Source organism: Pseudomonas sp. LBUM1646 (assembly GCF_059716165.1).
On record NZ_CP166810.1, the window covers coordinates 770,650 to 788,717 of the forward strand.

The 18,068-nt window shown below is 60.0% G+C and carries 13 protein-coding genes; 3 read left to right on the plus strand and 10 right to left on the minus strand.

Features of this window, described 5'->3' with window-relative positions; all coding sequences use genetic code 11:
• Window positions 1–48: 48 nt before the first annotated feature.
• From fis to prmA, 4 genes are all read right to left on the minus strand, one after another.
• Window positions 49–369: a DNA-binding transcriptional regulator Fis gene (gene fis / locus ACA071_RS03285; protein ID WP_007907419.1), complete on the minus strand. Its 321-nt coding sequence runs from the start codon at window positions 367–369 to the stop codon at window positions 49–51.
• Window positions 366–1,376: a tRNA dihydrouridine synthase DusB gene (gene dusB / locus ACA071_RS03290; protein WP_497643110.1), complete on the minus strand. Its 1,011-nt coding sequence runs from the start codon at window positions 1,374–1,376 to the stop codon at window positions 366–368. Before dusB ends, fis begins: the two co-directional genes overlap by 4 nt.
• A 185-nt stretch (window positions 1,377–1,561) precedes the next feature.
• Window positions 1,562–2,776, minus strand: coding sequence for a DUF3426 domain-containing protein (locus ACA071_RS03295; protein WP_497643111.1), 1,215 nt, complete (start codon window positions 2,774–2,776; stop codon window positions 1,562–1,564).
• Window positions 2,777–2,806: 30 nt separating this feature from the next.
• Window positions 2,807–3,685 (minus strand): 50S ribosomal protein L11 methyltransferase, encoded by an 879-nt coding sequence (gene prmA, locus ACA071_RS03300; protein WP_163908106.1) that lies wholly within the window; start codon window positions 3,683–3,685, stop codon window positions 2,807–2,809.
• A gap of 271 nt (window positions 3,686–3,956) precedes the next feature.
• Between prmA and ACA071_RS03305 the strand changes: the two genes are divergently transcribed.
• Window positions 3,957–7,583 (plus strand): hypothetical protein, encoded by a 3,627-nt coding sequence (locus ACA071_RS03305; protein ID WP_497643112.1) that lies wholly within the window; start codon window positions 3,957–3,959, stop codon window positions 7,581–7,583.
• 74 nt (window positions 7,584–7,657) lie between these two features.
• Here ACA071_RS03305 and accC read toward each other — a convergent pair whose 3' ends face one another.
• From accC to gcbA, 6 genes are all read right to left on the minus strand, one after another.
• Window positions 7,658–9,013, minus strand: a complete 1,356-nt coding sequence (gene accC, locus ACA071_RS03310) for an acetyl-CoA carboxylase biotin carboxylase subunit (protein ID WP_497643113.1) — start codon at window positions 9,011–9,013, stop codon at window positions 7,658–7,660.
• A 17-nt stretch (window positions 9,014–9,030) separates the two neighbouring features.
• The gene (gene accB / locus ACA071_RS03315) at window positions 9,031–9,492 is read right to left on the minus strand and encodes an acetyl-CoA carboxylase biotin carboxyl carrier protein (RefSeq protein ID WP_054044024.1); all 462 of its coding nucleotides are present in this window, start codon (window positions 9,490–9,492) and stop codon (window positions 9,031–9,033) included.
• Window positions 9,493–9,540: 48 nt separating this feature from the next.
• A complete protein-coding gene (gene aroQ, locus ACA071_RS03320) occupies window positions 9,541–9,993 on the minus strand; it encodes a type II 3-dehydroquinate dehydratase (RefSeq protein ID WP_497643114.1) in 453 nt (150 codons plus the stop codon).
• A 131-nt stretch (window positions 9,994–10,124) separates the two neighbouring features.
• Window positions 10,125–11,888, minus strand: a complete 1,764-nt coding sequence (locus tag ACA071_RS03325) for a protein-disulfide reductase DsbD (RefSeq protein ID WP_497643115.1) — start codon at window positions 11,886–11,888, stop codon at window positions 10,125–10,127.
• A 204-nt stretch (window positions 11,889–12,092) separates the two neighbouring features.
• Window positions 12,093–14,039, minus strand: coding sequence for a methyl-accepting chemotaxis protein (locus ACA071_RS03330; RefSeq protein ID WP_497643116.1), 1,947 nt, complete (start codon window positions 14,037–14,039; stop codon window positions 12,093–12,095).
• A 52-nt stretch (window positions 14,040–14,091) separates the two neighbouring features.
• The gene (gcbA, locus tag ACA071_RS03335) at window positions 14,092–15,762 is read right to left on the minus strand and encodes a diguanylate cyclase GcbA (RefSeq protein WP_497643117.1); all 1,671 of its coding nucleotides are present in this window, start codon (window positions 15,760–15,762) and stop codon (window positions 14,092–14,094) included.
• Between the two features lie 431 nt (window positions 15,763–16,193).
• Here gcbA and ACA071_RS03340 point away from each other — a divergent pair, with 431 nt between their 5' ends.
• On the plus strand, window positions 16,194–17,261 hold the full coding sequence (locus ACA071_RS03340; RefSeq protein WP_149660676.1) for a DUF2333 family protein: 1,068 nt from the start codon (window positions 16,194–16,196) through the stop codon (window positions 17,259–17,261).
• 3 nt (window positions 17,262–17,264) lie between these two features.
• A complete protein-coding gene (locus ACA071_RS03345; RefSeq protein ID WP_497643118.1) occupies window positions 17,265–17,822 on the plus strand; it encodes an NUDIX hydrolase in 558 nt (185 codons plus the stop codon).
• Window positions 17,823–18,068: the final 246 nt, after the last annotated feature.

Genomic DNA, 18,068 nt, shown 5'->3' on the forward strand with positions numbered 1-18,068 from the left:
AAAAGGCGACCGTTTTTACGCGGGCGCCTTTCTGGTTTGATTGAATGCTTACAGCAAATCGTACTGCTTGAGTTTCTTGCGCAGCGTGCCTCGGTTCAGCCCGAGCAGCTCGCTGGCCTTGGTCTGGTTGCCCTTGACGTAGTTCATCACGCATTCGAGCAGGGGCGCCTCGACTTCGGAGAGCACCAGGTTGTACACATCCGTGACGGCAGCGCCTTCAAGGTGGGCGAAATAATTGTGCAGCGCCTTCTCGACACTCCCGCGAAGGGTCTGACCTTCTTCGCTCGGCGTATTGAGGTGCTGTTTCAAATTCACGTTGTCGCTCACGGGTGTTGTTCCACTCACTAAAGTCTCGGTCATCATCGTCATGCGGCCACCCCTTCTCCGTCCCCTGTCAGGCTCTTGTAACGCTCGGCGAAGAACTCCCGAACGTTGGCGCATTGTGTTTCCGTACCATCCAAACGATTGAAGTGGGCGCGGAACTCCCTGGCGCCCGGCAGGGTTGCGAGGTACCAGCCCACATGCTTGCGAGCAATGCGTACGCCCATCACGTCTCCGTAGAAGGCGTGCAGCGCGGCCAGATGCTCAAGCAGAATACGTTCCACCTCGATCAGCTCCGGTGCCGGCAGCTTTTCGCCGGTACGCAGAAAATGGTCGATCTCACGAAAAATCCATGGCCGCCCCTGGGCGGCCCGGCCTATCAACAGGCCATCGACTCCGGTCGCGTCGAGCACGTACCGGGCCTTCTCGGGTGAATCGATGTCGCCATTGGCAAAGACCGGAATCGACACCGCCTGCTTGATCGCGGCAATGGTGTCGTACTCGGCCTCACCGGTGTACAGGTCGGCCCGGGTGCGGCCATGGACCGCCAACGCCGTAATGCCGGCCTGCTCGGCGATCTTCGCCACGGTCAGGCCGTTCTTGTTGTCCCGGTCCCAACCCGTGCGGATCTTCAACGTGACCGGCACATCAACCGCAGCCACCACGGCCTGCAGGATCTCGGTCACCAGTGCTTCATCTTTCAACAGTGCGGAACCGGCGGCCTTGTTGCAGACCTTCTTGGCCGGACAGCCCATGTTGATATCAATAATCTGTGCGCCCAGTTCCACGTTGGCCCGGGCCGCGTCCGCCAGCATTTGCGCATCGCCACCGGCGATCTGTACCGAGCGTGGCTCGGGATCACCTTCGTGAATCATGCGCATCCGCGATTTGCGGGTGTTCCACAAGCTCATGTCGCTGGTGACCATTTCCGAGACTACAAGCCCTGCGCCCAGTCGCTTGCACAGCTGACGAAAGGGCTGGTCGGTGACCCCCGCCATCGGGGCGAGGATCAAGCCGTTGTGCAATGTATATGGACCGATGCGTACCGCCGACATAGGACTTCCCTGTTGTGGGGCCGGATCATTAGAGTTCGAAAAAGGGTTGGCATGATACCCGCTCTCGATGACTGGATAAAGGCTGAATTGAACAAAATCTGAACAGTTCTTCTGTTATCGCCAGCGGTTTGGTTCGCGGGGGCAAAGTCAGAAAACCGCCGTCAATCCCGGAACACTGAAGCGTTTCACTCGGGCGAATGGAAGCTCAGGCTGTAGTTCACCGCTTTGGGGCCTGGATCGAGGATGTCCAACGCGATGTGGATCGGCGTTTGTGGTGGCATCTCGGCCATCCCTTCGAGGTCGCCGTTGAGGTACTCGCCGGGCTTGAAGCGACGACTGGCGATCAGGTGACCGTTGAGATCGGCGAAACGCAGTTCCAGCAGCGGGAAGGGCTGGGAGAACGCCGCGCGGTTATAGATGATGGCGTCCACCACCAATGCGCCGCTGAAATCCGGGTGGCTGCGCACCACCAGGTTGCTGCTTTTGATCTTGGCGATGTCGACCTTGGACGGCACCGTGCAGCCGATTTGTGGGCACAGTTGCTGGAACCATGGACGGTATTGGTCCTGGCGGGCCATTTCGTCGAAATGGTAGGCAATGTATTGGCCGGCAAGGGCAGCGGCGGCGAGCAGGATCAATACCAGCCATAACATCCGTCGGCCCCACGGCGAACGGCGTTTCTGCCAGTCCAGTTGCAACGGGTCGTCGGTCAGGTCGTGCAAGGCTTCGTCACGCTCGGTCGCCTCGCTGCGTTCGTGTCGCTTGCGCAAGGAGGTAATCGGGGGCAGGTCGTCGTCAGTTGTATTGGTTGCCGACAGACGATCATGGCGCAGGGGCGCGTCGAGTGGATCATTCAGGCGCAGTTGCGGCACCTGGGGCTCGTCGTCCAGATCAACCGGTTCCAGCGAGAACGAAGGTTCAGTGCGCGAGTGCTTGCCCGGTTCTGTCTGCGTTTCCCGTTGGTCGGCTTCGACGGCCTGGGCGCGATCAGCCGCCGATTCGCTGTAGAGGCTGTCGGACCACGGCTCTTCGTCGGCCTCGACACTGTCCCGGCGCGCGCTCAAGGAGTCTTCGCGGTGATGGCCCAATTCCTTGGTCGGCTGGATTTCCCGCTGTTCGAGCCGGGCGAGTTCCTGGTCCAGGTCGAGGCTGTCCAGATCCATTTCGGCCGCAGACCACTGCTTTTGGCTGATGGCCCGGACCGGCGGCTCGACGATGGCCGGGGCGACCGGTTTGACGGCTTCTTTGCCGGCCCGTTGCTCAAGCAGTTGCTTGGCGGCGTTGAACACCTGCAAACATGAGCCACAGCGAACCACTCCACGGGCCACGCTCAATTGAGCATGGCTGACGCGGAAGCTGGTTTGGCAATGCGGGCACTGGGTGACGAAGCTGTCGGTCATGCGGCGATCCGGATTATGCAGGCGCTCATTCTAGCGCCGACGGCCAGTGATGCGCACCCAGCCATCGCGATTGGCGATCGGGTCCAGATCGAAGTCCTGGGCGTAGGCCTTGGCGACTTCTTCGCCTTGTTCGGCGAGGATGCCCGACAGCGCCAGGCGGCCGCCCGGCTTGACCAGGCTGGACAACTGCGGTGCCAGGGAAACCAGCGGGCCAGCGAGGATATTGGCGACCAGCACGTCGGCCTGCACCTGCGGCAGATCTTCTGGCAGGTACAGCGGGAACAGTGCTTCAGCAATGTTGTTGCGCCCGGCGTTGTCGCGGGAAGCTTCCAGGGCTTGCACGTCGATGTCGGTACCGACGGCTTGCTTGGCGCCCAGCAACAGGGCGGCGATCGCCAGAATCCCCGAGCCACAACCGAAGTCGAGGACGTTGCAGTCTTTCAGGTCCTGGCCATCGAGCCATTCCAGGCACAGCGCGGTGGTCGGGTGCGTACCGGTGCCGAATGCCAGGCCCGGATCGAGCAGCAGGTTCACGGCATCCGGCTCAGGCGCGGCGTGCCAGCTCGGGACGATCCACAGGCGCTCACCGAAACGCATCGGCTGGAAGCCATCCATCCAGCTGCGTTCCCAGTCCTGGTCCTCGATGATTTCGCTGTGATGCTCGGGCAGCGGGCCGCCGGTCAGCAACTCCATGTGGGCCAGCACGCTGGCGGCTTCGGTGCCGTCCTCGAACAGCGCCAGCAGGTGCGTGTGCGACCACAGCGGGGTGGTGTTGAGTTCCGGCTCGAAGATCGGCTGGTCTTCGGCGTCCATGAACGTCACCGACACGGCGCCTACTTCAAGGAAAGCGTCTTCGTAGGTTTCGGCTTGTTCTGGGCTGATGGCGAGACGGACTTGCAGCCAAGGCATGGCGGGCACCTTTGAAAAATATTGATTGCAGCCTAGCGGGCTGCGAGAAGCGCGCAAGTTTACGCGAGCGCGGCCCAGAAGACGACCGGATTGCTTTGATGGGGGGAGCGGTCGCGTTCTTACTTATCGACGGGGAAGGCCCCTACCGGCTTCGCGGATTCCTCTCGCAGTGCTCCCGGAATTGCCCTCTATTGGCCCGTTTTTCACTGCGGGACTATTGAGGCTCAAGGCGCCCCAATACCTGAGGGCCCCAGCAGCGGTACTTCATTTCATGGAAGAACATCTTTTTATCAGGGGCCAAGTGGTCGGCAAGGACATTGATTCGAGTCGGCTGGCGGACTTTCAGACCAAGGGGGACGCGGGGGACCGGGTGCTGATCGACACGCTGATCGACTGCCTGTCGACTGCCATCCGTCGCGACTCCATCCGCTATGAAATGCCCGATACGTTCGATCTCCCCGAGAATTGCATGCTGTGGCAATGGCTGGATGTCTACCTGAAAGCCATTCAGCATCCGGAATTCCTGGCCTGGGCCGCTCAGCGCCATCTGGATCTCGGCAGCCTGCGGGTGCAGGGCGGGACCTTGTACGTCGATGTCGTCCAGGGTGGTGTCACGACCCCAAGCGTCATGGCATTGCACGATGACTCGGGTTGGTGGGGGGTGGCTGATCCCATCAATGCCGTGGTGCAAATCATCGACCCCGCCGGCGTCGATCCCTTCGGTATCAGGGATCCGTCGACGGCCTCCAAAAATGTGTTTTCCCTGCGGGCGACCCTGGCTTTCTACGGTTATCCGCTGCCAGCCAATCGGCCTCAGGCCCACGTCTTGGTCGACGAGTTACGGCGGCTGTCCGGGTTTCCGGTCATCGATAGCAGTGGCCATATTTCCACATCGGTTTCGGTGGAACAGGCGGAACAGGCCAAAGACTGCGCGAAGCTGGCCATCGAGTTGGAAAAAGCCTTGCGGGATCAACTGGCGAGCAATGCGGATTACGATTTTGTAGAAACCTATCGAAGGCGGATCAAGCTTGATTCCGGCTCGATGCTGGCTCTAACGATGAATTCGGCGCTGCGGTTGCTGCAAGGTCTGAGCATTAAATTGAATGTGGGGAAATCGACCGCGCCGACGGGCTACTATTTTTCCAGGATCGAGCGAACCCTCATGGAGATCGACCGTTATGCGGTCCCTAAGCCAGTTGCGGCCAACAGGCTCTCTGCGCCGGAAGTGGCCGGTGATTTTCGGGAGCTTGCCGCACAGTCGCAAAAGCTCGGTTCCGACGTTCATCCTGATGGCTGTTTCAGCCTGGCCTTCGTATTGGGGGCGTATGAGCGTGAAGCGCCGACTGATGCGGACGAGGTTCGGACGCTGGTCCTGGCCCTTGGTCAGTCAACCGAGTCGTCGACACCCTATGTCCATGCGTCGGCACATTCCGCAGCGGCGCTGCTCAGGCACCGGCGTTACATCGGTTTGCTCAATAATCGCTTTTGGATGGGCTTTGAACTCGAAACCTTGAGCCGCGCCAAAGCGGACACCGCTACGATCTCCACTGCGGGTCTGAACGTTTCCATCGATCCTGATTCACCCTTGTCGGAAATCACGGCGTTTGGCAGAAAAGAGCTGTTGGCCGTCATGTCGCTTGATGAGTTTGTAAAGATCAGGACTGCCAAGGAGCTTGATCCCGCCGGTCATGTCCTGGTGACCGGCTCAGGCTATGTCGGTGCCCGTAAGCGGGACGGTACCTGGGTAGACCTGGACAGTGCAGTGAGGGCGGTCGCCACCCTTGCAGACAAGTTCAAGTCTCTCGCCTTGACTGCCAAACGCGCGGGTGAAGCCCTTCGATCCAACGGCGAGGTTACGCTGGAGCAGATGCTGAAGTTCTACAGCTTCGGGACACCCGCCACCGCCATGGAGGCCCGGAACGTGGCGCAGCGATTGCAGGCGATTCCTCTGCGTCCTCGCGCGTCCGTGGAGTACTGGAATGCGCTGGGTGGGACGTTCGCCTCCGTGTCGTCGCCATTGTTGTCTCGCCGCCTGCAGATCATTGAAGAGCCCGAGCATTACATGCCCAGGATCGGTACTTCGCTGTATTACTGGTCGGCACTGAAGAGGGCTGAGGTGACGGTTGTGCTTTCACCGTCTCAGCGCCAACAGCTACGCGAAGCGGCTGTGCAGTTTATGGTCGGGCGCGATGGCTCGTTGTTCGACTACCTTGCAGAGACGGTCGTGAAGGGGAAAACCCGAGTGAGCGTGCGAGCGGAGGCCGATCTTTTGCTCTCGCAAATGCTCGCCAGCACACGGGCGCAACACCTGGCGGGTTTGCTGGCCAGCGCGGTGACCTGGCAAGGGGGGCATGCCGCGCATGCAATGACCCGAGCCGGTCGTCATTCGCTGGTGCTGGCTGCCGCGATCCTCAGTCTCGATCCGCAAGCGGGTCAGAGCAGGAACCGGATTGCCGGGGTTGACCTGGCCGATCAGCGATTCTGGGCGGACAGCTATGGCAATCTGTTGCGCAGTGTCGAGATGCGGCTTGAGTCTCACTACAAGATGAGCGCCGATGCTGCGCCGCTGGCGACCCACCTGTTGCTCAGTGGCGTTGCTCCCGAGTTCCTGGTGCGTGACATTCCTGATGAGATGGCCTACATGACGGGCCAAGTGTGGGTGCATTTCAAGCACTGTGTCGCGTATCTGGAAGGAAAGTACCCCGGATCATCTCGTCGCCTGACGTACGAGAGCATCATGAGCGGGGACAGACTGCGGTCCATGAAACCGGAGTACTGGAACCTGAAAGAATTCGCCGGCCCAATGATCGACTGGGCGAGTGCCAATGGCCTGTTGCCGAAAAACAGGGAGGTGTTTGCCGATGCAGAATTTGCCACGGCGAAAAGGGCTTTGCTGGTGCAATATGATGCGCTTGAAACAGCCATTGCCTCATTTCATCGTGTAGCCAGCACTCGTAGAGAGCTGGCTTTGGCTGATCTTCGCCGGGTTTTCCCGGGCAATGTGGCGCTGGAGCAGAAGGTCCTGGCGCAGTTGGCGGATGATTCGCAAGGTTCGCGAGAAACAGGCTCGGAGCAGGAGCAGAGCGTCCAAAAGGCTTCGCTTGTCGATTTGCACCTGTCCGGGCAATTGGTCTCGGCTTCGAATCGCTGGTACTCCACGACCGACACCCTCAATTACCCGCTCATGGCTGAGAGTTTCCGTTTGCTGAGCGACGTTAACAAGTCGTATGGCGGCGTGTTCATCACTCGGGAGAATGAACTGTGGTCGGCCTATGAGCAGGTGCTTCAGTACAACATGTCGTTATTGACGCTGAGTCATCGCAAGCGTCTGGAATATGGGACGTTAACGCTATTCTCCGTGAGTCAGTCGGGGGCAGGCGTAGTGACGAAAGGGCGTTTCGGCATCATCGTGCTGTGCCAGCATCCAGCCTTTCCCGATTGCGCTTATGAGTTTTTCCCTGGACAACTGACGATTGTCGAGCGACCTGACTTGAATGCCCTGCGTCTGCTTGGGGATGCCGAAGCGGTGCCAGGGGGAGGGACCACGCAAAGTTCGTCGGCAATGCTTTTGCCTATCGACTGGGCGGCCTATGACAAGGGGGAGATGTCCACGCCTGGCGTGACGTCTACGGTCATCCTGGGAAAGGTGGGTCACTTTGCGTCGGCGACCGATCAGGCATCCGTGGATGCCAATGTCTTGAGCGTGCCGAAAACCATGACGTCATACAGAATCCGTAGCCTTGCCTCGGACGTTCTCAGTGACAGTCTGTTTGCGGCGAGCTTGGGGCTGCGTGCATCGGCAGGTAGCGCGATGAGTCTGGACGAGGCGATCAGTGGCCGTGATCCCTGGTCTGAATATCTCAAGAACATGGCCAGCCATGATGCCCTTCAGGTGTAACTCGCTGAAGGAAAGCTCATAAGGCAGAAACAACAAAGCCGCTCGAAAGCGGCTTTGTTGGTCTGGATCACATCTTAATGCTGGTTGGCCAGCTTGTGTTCCAGGTAGTGGATGTTGATTCCACCTTTGCAGAAGCCTTCATCGCGGACCAGATCGCGGTGCAGCGGGATGTTGGTCTTGATCCCGTCGACCACGATTTCGTCCAGCGCATTGCGCATGCGCGCCAGGGCTTCGTCACGGGTTGCGCCGTAGGTGATCAGCTTGCCGATCAACGAATCGTAGTTCGGCGGAACGGCATAGCCACTGTACAGGTGCGAATCGACGCGAACGCCGTTGCCGCCTGGAGCGTGGAAATGCTTGACCGTGCCTGGGCTTGGCATGAAGGTTCTAGGGTCTTCGGCGTTGATCCGGCATTCAAGTGCGTGACCGCGGATGACGACGTCTTCCTGGGTGTACGACAGCTTGTTGCCAGCGGCGATGCTGAGCATCTCCTTGACGATGTCGATGCCAGTGACCATTTCCGATACCGGGTGCTCAACCTGAACGCGGGTGTTCATTTCGATGAAATAGAACGCGCCGTTTTCGTACAGGAACTCGAAAGTGCCTGCGCCACGGTAGTTGATGTCGATGCACGCCTTGACGCAGCGAGCGAGGACTTCAGCACGAGCCTTCTCGTCGATGCCCGGTGCCGGCGCTTCTTCGAGAACCTTCTGGTGACGACGTTGCAGCGAGCAATCGCGATCGCCCAGATGGATGGCGTGGCCTTGACCGTCAGAAAGCACCTGGACTTCCACGTGACGTGGGTTGGTCAGGAATTTTTCCAGATAGACCATCGGGTTGCCGAACGCCGCACCTGCTTCAGTACGGGTCAGTTTTGCGAAAGAAATCAGGTCTTCTTCTTTATGCACAACGCGCATGCCGCGACCACCACCGCCGCCAGCGGCCTTGATGATCACCGGGTAGCCGACTTCACGGCCGATGCGCAGCGCAGTTTCTTCGTCTTCCGGCAGTGGGCCGTCGGAACCCGGAACGGTTGGAACACCGGCAGCGATCATGGCGTGCTTGGCCGATACCTTGTCGCCCATCAGGCGAATGGTGTCGGCTTTCGGGCCAATGAAGGCGAAGCCGGAGTTCTCGACCTGTTCGGCGAAATCGGCGTTTTCCGCGAGGAAACCGTAGCCTGGGTGAATGGCGGTAGCGCCGGTCACTTCAGCAGCGGCGATGATCGCCGGAATGTGCAGGTAAGACTTTGCAGCCGATGCCGGACCGATGCAGACGGATTCGTCCGCCAGACCCAGGTGCATCAGCTCTTTGTCAGCCGTGGAATAAACGGCGACGGTCTTGATGCCCATCTCTTTGCAGGCACGCAGGATCCGCAGGGCGATCTCACCGCGGTTGGCGATCAGAACTTTTTCCAACTTCGCAGTCATCAAAGTCTCTCCGCGGTTCAAACGATGGTGAACAGCGGTTGGTCGTACTCAACCGGCTGGCCGTCTTCGACGAGGATGGATTCGATCACACCGCTGGTTTCAGCTTCGATGTGGTTCATCATCTTCATGGCTTCAACGATGCACAGGGTGTCGCCTTTCTTCACGGTCTGGCCGACTTCAACGAAGGACGGCGAGGACGGGGAAGATTTGCGATAGAAAGTACCGACCATCGGCGAACGGGCAACGGTGCCGTTCAGCACTGGCGCGGCCGGAGCAGCAGGGGCGGCGGCAGCAACCGGAGCAGCGGCAACAGGTGCCGGTGCCGGAGCGTGCATTGGCGCAGGAGCGTAGTACTGCTGAGCCGGGGTCTTGCTGTGACGGCTGATGCGTACGGACTCTTCGCCTTCCTTGATCTCGAGCTCGTCGATGCCGGACTCTTCCAGCAATTCGATCAGTTTCTTAACTTTACGGATATCCATGAATCATCAACTCCCAAGGGTCGGTCAGGGGCGTTCAACGCTTGTTGTTCAAGCCGTTGCCTGTCTTTCAAGCTGCTCTAGTGCGGCCTCCAGGGCCAGTCGATAACCGCTGGCGCCAAGGCCGCAGATCACTCCCACCGCTACATCGGAGAAGTAAGAGTGATGGCGGAAAGGTTCGCGTTTGTGCACGTTAGACAAATGCACTTCGATGAATGGGATGCTCACCGCCAGCAGCGCGTCACGTAATGCGACACTTGTGTGTGTAAAAGCTGCTGGATTGATCAGAATGAAGTCCACACCTTCGCTGCTGGCAGCGTGGATGCGATCAATCAATTCGTACTCGGCATTACTTTGCAGGTAGAGCAAATGATGACCGGCTTCGCGAGCACGGCGTTCCAGGTCCTGGTTGATCTGCGCCAGGGTGGTCGCCCCGTAGACGCCCGGTTCGCGGGTGCCGAGCAAGTTCAGGTTGGGTCCGTGCAGAACCAATAGCGTCGCCATCTGCTGTTCCTTGTTATCTGTGTGCAATTGTCAGAACCCGGCGACTATGCCGCAAAGCCTTTGTGACTGTCCAGTTCTATGCAATAGCCAGCACGATGGCCGATGTTTGCGCAAAATATGTGACCGAGTGATTAAATCCGGTCATTTGCTTTGGCGACACGTTCGGCGAAGTCTTTTGCATTGATCTCGCCAATCACCCGCACATCGGCGCGTTCGGCGCCATCCTTGCCGAAAAACATCAACGCCGGTGGACCGAACAATTTGTAGCGGTCGAGCAGAGTGCGTTGTTCGGCATTGCTGGCGGTGATATCGAAGCGAATCAACCGATAACCCTTGAGGCGTTCGACGACTGTCGTGTCGTTGAGCACTTCGTGTTCGATAACTTTGCAACTGATGCACCAGTCGGCATACCAATCCAGCAGCAGCGGGGTGCCTGACGTCCTGGCTTCGGCGAGGACACGGTCCAGGTCGGCCGGGGTGCTGACGGTTTGCCAAGTGCTGGTGTCTTGCGCCTGTTCATTGACAATAACGGTGCGCGACTGGCCGATGGGGTTGAGCGGATCGGTCTGACCACTGAACGCGCCATACCAGCAGGACAGGGCATAAAACACCAGGAACATCCCGAGCAATTGGCCCAGGCGTTTTCGAGGGGGTTTATAGACGAACTCCAGCGCGCCCATGAACAAACCGACGCCACCGGCCAGCAAGCCGATCAAGAGCAACGTGATCTGGCCCGGCAGCACCCGACTGAGCAAGCCCACCGCCAGCCCCAGCAGCAACACGCCAATGGCGTTTTTTACATAGATCAGCCACGGTCCGCTTTTCGGCAGCCAGGCGGCGCCGCCGGTGGCCACCAGCAACAGCGGCGTGCCCATACCCAGGCCCAGCACAAACAGTTTCAACCCGCCGCCCAAGGCGTCGCCGCTGGCGCTGATGTACAGCAATGCGCCCGCCAGCGGCGCCGAGACGCAGGGCGAAACCAACAGACTGGAAACTACGCCCAGCACTGCCGCGCCCCACAACGAGCCGCCTTCGGTGCGCCCGGCGATGTGGTGCAGTCGATGACTGATGGCATCGGGTAGCTTGAGTTCGAACACGCCGAACATTGCCAGCGCAAACACTGCAAAAAACGTCGCGAACGGCACCAGTACCCAAGCCGATTGCAGGCGTGCCTGAAGATTGAGCTGCGCGCCGAACATCCCCATCAAGGCGCCGAGCAGGGCAAAGCAGACCGCCATCGACAGCACGTAGGACAGTGACAGATTGAACCCACGCAGCCCGCCAATCTGGCCGCGCAGCACCACGCCGGAGAGGATCGGCAGCATCGGTAGCACGCAGGGCGTAAACGTCAGGCCCAGGCCAGCGAGGAAGAACAGCGCCAGTTCGCGCCAGCTCCAGTTCGCCGTAGTGGTGGCGACGTTTTCGGCGACCGCCGCGCCGATGCCATCAATGCTCAACCGCTCGGTTTCGGGCGGATAGCACAAGCCTTTGTCGGCGCAGCCCTGATAGGTCACCGCCAGGGTGAACGCGCGTTGATCGGTGCGTGGCAGCTCTACATCGAGAATCCCGTGGTAAACCTCGACATCGCCGAAGTACTCATCGTGCTTCTTTTCACCGTTGGGCAGTTGCGCAGCGCCCAGGGCGACATCGGTCGGATCGGCGCGAAACTGGAAGCGGTGCCGATAGAGGTAGTAACCCTCGGTGGCGACAAAGCGCAGCTTGATCGATTGCGGCGTGCTGTCTACCAGGCTCAACTGAAAGGCTTCGCGCACTGGCAGAAAATCGGCGCTGTTGTTGATCGAGCCCAATGTCGAACTGGGCCGACTGTCCAGCAACCCGGCGGCGGAAGCCGGCAGGGCGAGCACTAAAAGCAACAGGCAGAGCAAACGGCGCATGACAATCTCGCGTATCGAACGTGGGGGCATGATAGCTGAGTGCGCGATGCCTGCATCTACACCGATCTCTGTAGGAGACGATGATCGTTCCCACGCTCCGCGCAGGAATGCAGCCCGGGACGCTCCGCGTCCCAAGAGCGGACGCAGAGCGTCCATTGAGGCATTCCCACGGGGAGCGTGGGAACGATCATGTGGGGCGGTCTATCAGACTCGGAAGGCCTGGACGGCGGTATGAAGCCGTCCGCCCAACACCAACAAATTCTCCCCCTGCTCGCGCCCCTCACCAATGCGCAGCAAGTTATCCCCACCCAATTGATGAATCCGCTCACTGTGATCGCGAATCTCACTGACCGCCCCACTTTGCTGTGCCGTGACATCGGCAATGCGCACCGCCGTGTCGGCAATGGTCTGGATCGCCCCAACAATTTTATCCAGCGCACCGTCAGCCGCCTGGGCCTGATTGGCGGTGGCTTCGGCGTGTTCGACCTGGGCGCGCATGCCTTCGACCGATTGCCGCGCCGCCGTTTGCAGGCCGGCGATCAAGGTCTGGATTTCGGCCGTGGCGCCGGCGGTGCGTTGCGCCAGGGACCGCACTTCTTCGGCGACCACCGCAAAACCGCGGCCCATTTCCCCGGCGCGAGCGGCTTCGATGGCGGCGTTCAGCGCCAGTAAATTGGTTTGGTCGGCAATCGAGCGGATCACCGTCAGCACGCCGCCGATGGTCGCCGACTCTTCAGCCAGGTGTTCGATCATCTGCGCGTTACCTTGCACTTCGCCCACCAGCGCATGCAGCCCGGTCAGGCTCAGGCCGATCACTTTCTGACCCTGCTCCACCGCCAATCCGGCATTGCGACTCGCATCAGCGGCCTGACTGGCATCGCCGGCCACTTGTTGAATGGTGGCCTCCAGTTCACCGAGGGAATCGCGGATCAACGCGGTGTCGCCGGCCTGATGCTCGGCACCGCGGTGCAGGTCGTTACTCAGTTCGGCCAAGGTGCGGCTGCTGCCGGCGACCTGTTCGGCGTTGAGGCGAATGGTCCCCACCAAGTCCACCAGATAGGCGCGCAAGCGATTGAGCGAGGCCTGTATGTCATGCAGTTCACGATTGGTCTTGCCCAATTGAATGTCCTGGCTGAAATCGCCCTCGGCCCAGGTCGAAAGGGCGGGCGCCAGGTTGGTCAGGGTGCGGGCCAAGCGGCGTTGCAAGGTGTCGATCAGCAGCGCGATCAGCAGGATCAGGCCGATCATCAGGCCTTGCATCAAGCGCACTTCCGCCTGGATCTGCCCGTGCTGGGCGCGCACCACCGGTTCCAGACCGGCGATGGCTTGTTGTACGGCGGTGATTTTCAGGTGTGTCGCGGCGCTCAGGTCGGCGCGCTTCTGGATCTGGTCGCGGGTGCGCGCCAGTTCGGCCGGGTAACGGGTGAGCAGGCTGTTCAGTTCGCGCTTGAGGCCGACGCCGGCATCTTCGGTCACGGCTTTTTCGGTGTTCTCCAGGCCCATCAGCGAGGCAAAGTCATCGGTGTTCGATTCACTGCTGCTGGTCACGCCGAGCAGCGGCAAGGTGTCCAACAACTCAGCCTGTGTGCGGATGTTGGCGACTTCGCGCTCGACATCGGCGGCCAGTTCGCTGCGACCGCTGCTGACCAGTTTGTCCCGGGCCAGGGACAGCTTGCCCAAGTGCTGGGAAGCGGCGAGCAACGGTGTCAGATAGCTTGCATTCGCGCTGGCGTATTGGCTGAGTTGATCGAGGCTGGCGCCCAATTCCCGTTCGGCCTGGAGCAGCAGCGCTTGTGGATCGCCCGCGAGTTTGCCGGCGGCCAGCAGGTCGGTCTTGCTGAATTCTTCAAGGCCCGACAGGCTTGGACGCAAGGTGTCGGCCAGCGCCGGGGGTAATTCAGTCAGCTCTTTTTGCAAACCGCTGATGGCCTGGCCGGCGCTGCTCAGCCGTAGGGCATCGCCGCTGGACAGGTAGTCTTCAACGTTACGCGCCACTTCATTTTGAAATTGCTGGGACAGGCCCAGGTAGCGTTCCATCAATAGATAGGGGCGCTCCAAGGCTTTTTGCGACCACCACAGCGTGGCGCCGAGGGCGACGCACACGGCGACGAGCAGGAGGGTATTGAGGTTGGTCAGCAGCTTCAGGCGCATAACGGATCTACCAACGGCAGAATGGTAAGCGCCTGAATTTATTGCGTTTGTGTTACAGGGTTATGACCGAGTCGGTGGATTCCGATGAAAAAGTGGCACTTTGCTTTGACGCTCGCGCGGCCTGCACGCGGTTGCGTCCGGCGTCCTTGGCGCGGTACAGCGCCTCGTCCGCCTGGCTGGCCATCATCAGGCTGTCGGAATCTTCGCGCAGCTCGACCACGCCGGCGCTGAAGGTGCACCAAAGGTCCTGGGGCTGGGCCGGGTAGTGAATTTCGGCAAAGCGCTGACGGATTTCGTCGAGCACCTTGTGGGCCGATTCGACATCGGTGTCCGGCATCACAATCGCGAACTCTTCGCCACCGTAACGGCCAATGAAGTCGGTCTTGCGCAATCGCTGCTTGAGAAACAGTGCCAGGCTCTTGATCACTCGGTCGCCCATGGGGTGGCCGTGGCTGTCGTTAACCCGTTTGAAGTGGTCGATATCGAGCATCGCAAAGCTCAGCGGCTTGCTCTCGCGACGGGCGCGGAACGAGCAGTCTTCGAGCAATTGCAGAATGTGGGTGTGGTTGTACAAACCGGTGAGGCTGTCGCGGACCATCCGTGCTTTGAGGTTGCGCGCACGGGCGGCGCGGTTGCGCACGGTGGTGATCAAGTGGCGCGGCTTGATCGGTTTGGTCAGGAAGTCATCGCCGCCTTCGCTCATGGCGTCGAGTTGCTTGTCGAGGTCGTCTTCGGCTGACAGGTAAATGATCGGCACGCTGACGTAACGGTCGTTGTGGCGAATCACTTTGGCCAATTCGGTACCGGTGCAGGCTGGCATGTACATGTCGAGGATGATCAGGTCGGGCTGGAAGTCCGCCAGCTCGGCCATGGCCTGGATCGGCTCGATCAAAGTCCGCGTGACAATCCCGGCGCTGTTGAGCAGCCGCTCGGTGTGCAAAGCCTGGGCGCGGGAGTCGTCGATGATCAGCACTTTATACGGTTCGTACTGGGCGACGCAGGTCAGGACTTCGATCTTCTCCAGCAGGCTCGAGGCTTCGAGGGTGCCGGTGAGAAATTCCTGGCCACCGGCGCGCACGGCGGCGAGGCGGGTTGGGGTGTCGGTTTCGAGCAGGCTGAAAAACAACAGCGGCAACGGTTCATCGAGACCGACCTGGGCTTCGGCCGCCAGTTTCAAACCGATGCCGGGGCCGCTGAAGTCCACATCCATGACAATCGCCGCGGGCAGTCGCTCGACCATCGAGGAGCGAAACGCCGACACGCTGTCCAGGGATTGGGCGCTGAGCCCGAAGAATTCCAGTTGTTTGGCCAGCCGTTCGGCGCGATCGTGATCCTGCAACATCACGTAGATCGGCTTGCGCAACGGCGGCAGAAAGGTTTGGTCAAGCTGATCGCCGTGACGCAGGCCGGTGCGGGACAGGCGTTGCATCAATCGGTTGAGGTCAGTGATCAGGCCGCTGCTCAAGCGTCCGCGGTTGGCGTCTACCGCTTCCAGCGACTGGCCGATGTGGCGCGCCAGTTGCGTGTGTTCCGGTTGTTCGAAGCGTTCGGCAAAGCGCAGCAAGCGCAGGTTGGCCTCGCTCAGCTCGGACAAATCGGTGGTGGACCACTCGCTGCGTTGCAGGCGCTGCCATATCTCAAGAATCTGACGTGCCTGATGAATTACCCGCTGGGCAAAGTGGTGCTTGAGGCGCTCACGGCTGGGGTCTTCTGGCTCGGTCATATCCTGACTACTAGTTAGGGTGCATGCTGAGGTCGACTGGTGGCTCTATGCTAGCACCTCTTTTCAGTCACATGAGTGTCGTACGTCAATAATCTGCAAAGCGACCTCATTCAGTTTCTGACTAATCGGTCGCGCAGGCTCTGTGCAGCAGCTGCCGAAGGCTGCGTTCGGCGGCGAAGCCGTCGTGAAATCAGGTGGCTCGGTGTTTCAGGACGACCTCGCACTCAGGTTTTACGACGGTTTCGCCGCCGAACGCAGCCTCACAGGCTCGGCAGCTGCTACAAGGCCCGTCCTTCATTTATAGTGACGCCTCGATCGCTGCGATTGTGTGGCTCGCTGTTTCCCGCTGGATTTATGCGCGGTAAAAAGAGGCACGATGGCGTAGGGTTGTGGTCGAACCGATGAACTCAAGTGATTGAAAGGATATCGCCATGCTGGACTGGAAGAACCGCGCGGGCAGCGCGCCTGAACGTGCCGCTGAACCAAAATCGGCCACCCGCAGCTACGTCAGTGGCCTGTTGTTCAGCCGGGCGCTGGCCACTCTGATTGCCATTTACCTGCTGGTCACCATTGGCCTGGGCTGGTACTGGAGTGAAGAGCCTGCACTGTTTCCGGTCCAGCAAAATGCCCAGGTCGCGGCTGAGCAACAAGGCAAGCAAATGGTCGTCGGTTACACCACGGTGGAAACCCTCAAGACCGTTGCCGGCACCTTGCTGACCAAACCGGGCGGCTACATTTCCAACGACCGCTTCCCGCCGGGTCTGTGGATGGACAACATGCCGAGCTGGGAATATGGCGTGCTGGTCCAGGTCCGCGACTTGACCCGCGCCCTGCGTAAAGACTTCGCGCGCTCGCAGTCGCAATCGGCGGAAGATTCGGATCTGGCCAAGGCCGAGCCGCGTTTCAACTTCGATAACAAGAGCTGGATCTTGCCGTCCAGTGAGTCGGAGTATCAGGAGGGCATCAATTCCCTGAGCCGCTACCAGGCGCGTCTGTCCGATCCGTCGCAGAAAAACGCTCTGTTCTATGCACGCGCTGACAACCTGAACAACTGGCTGGGCGATGTCGGGACCCGTCTGGGTTCGTTGTCACAACGCCTGTCGGCCAGTGTTGGCCGGGTCAAACTCAACACTTCGCTGAAGACCGAGGTGGTGGTGCCGGGCCAGGTACCGCAGGTTGACGAAGAAATCGTCGAGACCCCGTGGATGCAGATCGACAACGTGTTCTACGAAGCTCGCGGTCAGGCCTGGGCCTTGTCCCACCTGCTGCGTGCCATCGAAGTCGACTTCGCTGACGTATTGGCGAAGAAAAACGCCACGGTCAGCGTGCGTCAGATCATTCGTGAGCTGGAGGCTTCGCAAGAACCGGTCTGGAGCCCGATGATCCTCAATGGCAGCGGCTTCGGGGTGTTGGCCAACCACTCGTTGGTCATGGCCAACTATATTTCCCGGGCCAACGCGGCCGTGATCGATTTGCGTCAACTGCTCAATCAGGGCTGAGTCATGGTCGATAACGCCAGGGAGGCCGCCCATCGCGCGGCCTCGGATGCCGAACAGATCGCCTGGGTCGACGAGCAGGACAACCTGCTCGGCGGCCTGGTCCGCAGCGACTTGCGCGAACGCGGGCTGATCGGGCGCGGTACCTACATCATGCTGTTCAATTCGGCCGGTGAGCTTTGCGTACACCGGCGCACCCTGAGCAAAGCCATTTATCCCGGTTACTGGGACGTGGCGGCGGGGGGTATGGTGCAGGCCGACGAGAGCTACGCCGAATCGGCCGCTCGTGAGCTGGAAGAGGAATTGGGCGTGAGCGGTGTGGAACTGACCGCCCATGACCACTTTTTCTTCGAGGACACTGGTAATCGGCTGTGGTGTTCGGCATTTTCGGCGGTATGGGACGGCCCGTTGATCCTGCAGCCGGAAGAAGTGCTCGAAGCGCGCTTTATCCCGATCGATCAGGTCATGCAGGAAATCACGCAAAAGCCTTACTGCCCGGACTCTTTGGCTGCGTTGAAGCGTTATCTGCGGGCTCAGCAAACCGACGTCGCAAAAGAGCTGTAAATTGGCGCCCATTGGCTCTTAGCAAGTCGGCTTTTTGCCGTTACACTGCGCGACCTTTTCAAGCTGAACCTGCTGTGCCTGTGTAGGAGCTGCCGAAGGCTGCGATCTTTTGATCTTGATTTAACGGCAAAATCAAAAGATCGCAGCCTCGTTGCACTCGACAGCTCATACAGAGGATTTCTGGTTCAGTAGCGCTGCCCCTGCCTGAGTGGGGCTTCGCGGTCGATAGCCTTGCCTAAGTGCTGC